The organism is Magnetospirillum sp. UT-4 (assembly GCF_902729435.1).
Classification (GTDB): domain Bacteria; phylum Pseudomonadota; class Alphaproteobacteria; order Rhodospirillales; family Magnetospirillaceae; genus Magnetospirillum.
On sequence record NZ_CACVCG010000111.1, the window covers coordinates 1 to 1,905 of the forward strand.

At 65.1% G+C, this 1,905-nt stretch carries 3 protein-coding genes; 1 reads left to right on the forward strand and 2 read right to left on the reverse strand.

Annotated elements, in window-relative coordinates; all coding sequences use genetic code 11:
• Nucleotides 1-37 precede the first annotated feature (37 nt).
• Complete coding sequence (locus MTBUT4_RS14430; protein WP_173980395.1) at nucleotides 38-550, forward strand: transposase; 513 nt, start codon at nucleotides 38-40, stop codon at nucleotides 548-550.
• A gap of 235 nt (nucleotides 551-785) precedes the next feature.
• On the opposite strand, the gene MTBUT4_RS14435 is transcribed toward MTBUT4_RS14430, so the two are convergent.
• Nucleotides 786-1,190 (reverse strand): type II toxin-antitoxin system VapC family toxin, encoded by a 405-nt coding sequence (locus MTBUT4_RS14435; protein ID WP_173980396.1) that lies wholly within the window; start codon nucleotides 1,188-1,190, stop codon nucleotides 786-788.
• A 1-nt stretch (nucleotide 1,191) separates the two neighbouring features.
• A complete protein-coding gene (locus MTBUT4_RS14440) occupies nucleotides 1,192-1,512 on the reverse strand; it encodes an AbrB/MazE/SpoVT family DNA-binding domain-containing protein (RefSeq protein WP_217424184.1) in 321 nt (106 codons plus the stop codon).
• Nucleotides 1,513-1,905: the final 393 nt, after the last annotated feature.

The following is a 1,905-nucleotide window of genomic DNA, read 5'->3' on the forward strand; positions in this document are numbered from 1 at the left end:
AGGCAATGGGACGTGACTGGTGAAGAGGATGCGGTAGATGTCAATCCTGGTCCCGTCGGACGAGGACGGACTGCGCCGCGCGCTCGCCCCAGTGCATCGTCGCTATGCCGGCCATGTTCACGCGCGGCTGCGGCGCACCGGTCATTTCTGGCAGGGACGCTTCGGCGCCGTCGTCATGGACGAGACCCATCTCGCCGCTGCGTTGCGCTATGTGGCTTTCAACCCCGTGCGCGCCGGACTGGCCGACCAGCCCCGGGACTGGGCGTGGTCCAGCGCCCACGCCCATCTGTCGGCCTCCAACGACGGCATCACCGCCCTGGCGCCGGTCCTGGCGCGGTTTCCCGATTTCGCCGGCTTTCTCGATACCCCAGCCGATGGGGCGGCGATCAAGCGCCTGCGCCAAGCCGAGACCATCGGCCGCCCACTGGGCGACGACGGCTTTGTCTCGGCCCTGGAAGATCGCTGCGGCAGCCCCCTGAAACCCGCCCGGCGCGGCCCGAGGCCAAGGCCGCAGGCCGACGGTGCCCTCGCGCCGTCACTTTCATCATGATGGCCGTCGGCGGGAGGGGTACGCGCATCCGGGCAGACTTGGCGCGCCGCCGACCTGCCGGCGGTCGGTGGCGGCCCGGCATCGACGTGATAGACGGTGGACATGTCCGGTGCCGACGCCCTTTACCATCGCCTGTTCTCCCATCCGCTGATGGCGGAACAATTCGTGCGCGATTTCGTCCCCGAAGCCATGTCGGCGGGGCTGGACTTCGCCCGCATGGAGCGGGACGGCGCCCCTATGTCTCCGGGGCGATCAAACTGAGAGACGGGAAATATGTCCGATAGCGTTGTACGTCGCGGGTCAGGAGCGGCAGGCCGACAACAGCGGCATGAGCCCCAATGAAGAAATCAGGCAGGACACCGTTGCGGCCACCACCGGCTGCGCGGTAGCGTTGGAAAGCCTTGCCCGCAAGGAAAAGGGCCGCGCGCGGCATCTGTGCCAGCGTGATGCCGGCCTCGTCCAGCACGTCATCGAGGGCCTCGATCCGCTCGAAACGGACGGACAACTCCGCATAGACGACATCGTTGATGGAGAGCGGTCCCTTGACCGACGCGGCTTCCAGTTGCCGAATCGACCATTCCGCCCACACCGGGTCATCGGTCACCAGATCCAGCAGGACGTTCGTGTCGATCAGCGTCACATCACGCCTCGCCGCGGGTCAGCGCCATGATCTCGTCGGTGCTGAGGCCTTTGCCGGCACGTCCGCGCAATGCGGCAAACCGGCTCGCCGGGGGGGCGGCATCGACCTTGACCAGGACGATTCGTCCATCCGAGGCCAGTTCGAACTCGACCGCGCTGCCGGGCGCGATCCCGAGCCGATCACGGACCGGCTTGGGAATGGTGACCTGCCCCTTGCTGGTGACCAAAGTGGCCATTTCGCCCTCGGTATTACCTGTTTTCGGTGAGTAATACATAGCGCTTCGGGCACGGTTTTTCCAGGGCAAAGCGGTCAGGCAGGTCAATTGCACCGTCAGAGATCAGCGGTAAGAACGGAGAAGGTCTGCCTCAGCCCCTTTCCCTCCGCCAATTTACGTTCTGGGGGACATCTATCCGCTTGGCAATGACGCAAGGGCACCTGAGTCTCACGCATCGTGGGCTGAACCCGATGATTGCGGGTCCGTCTCACGGCCAGCGGGCACATTCTCACCGAATGTGGGTCTGCGACGCGCTACAGTCTCACGGAATGTTGGCCGAATTTCGCGATTAAATCAGGTCGGGCGGCGGATGATTGCGGGCCGCTATCCCGTCCTATTCATGACAGCGGTTCCAGCCTGCATACAATCCGGCAGGGCTGAGGCTGGGCGCGTGTTGTCGCGACGGCCGCTTGGTCGTCGGTTTGGTTTCGGTTGGGGGGG

What these genes read in the sequence shown, in the direction of transcription:
- MTBUT4_RS14430 (WP_173980395.1), top strand. Translation starts at nt 38, where the DNA reads ATGTCAATCCTGGTCCCGTCGGACGAGGACGGACTGCGCCGCGCGCTC.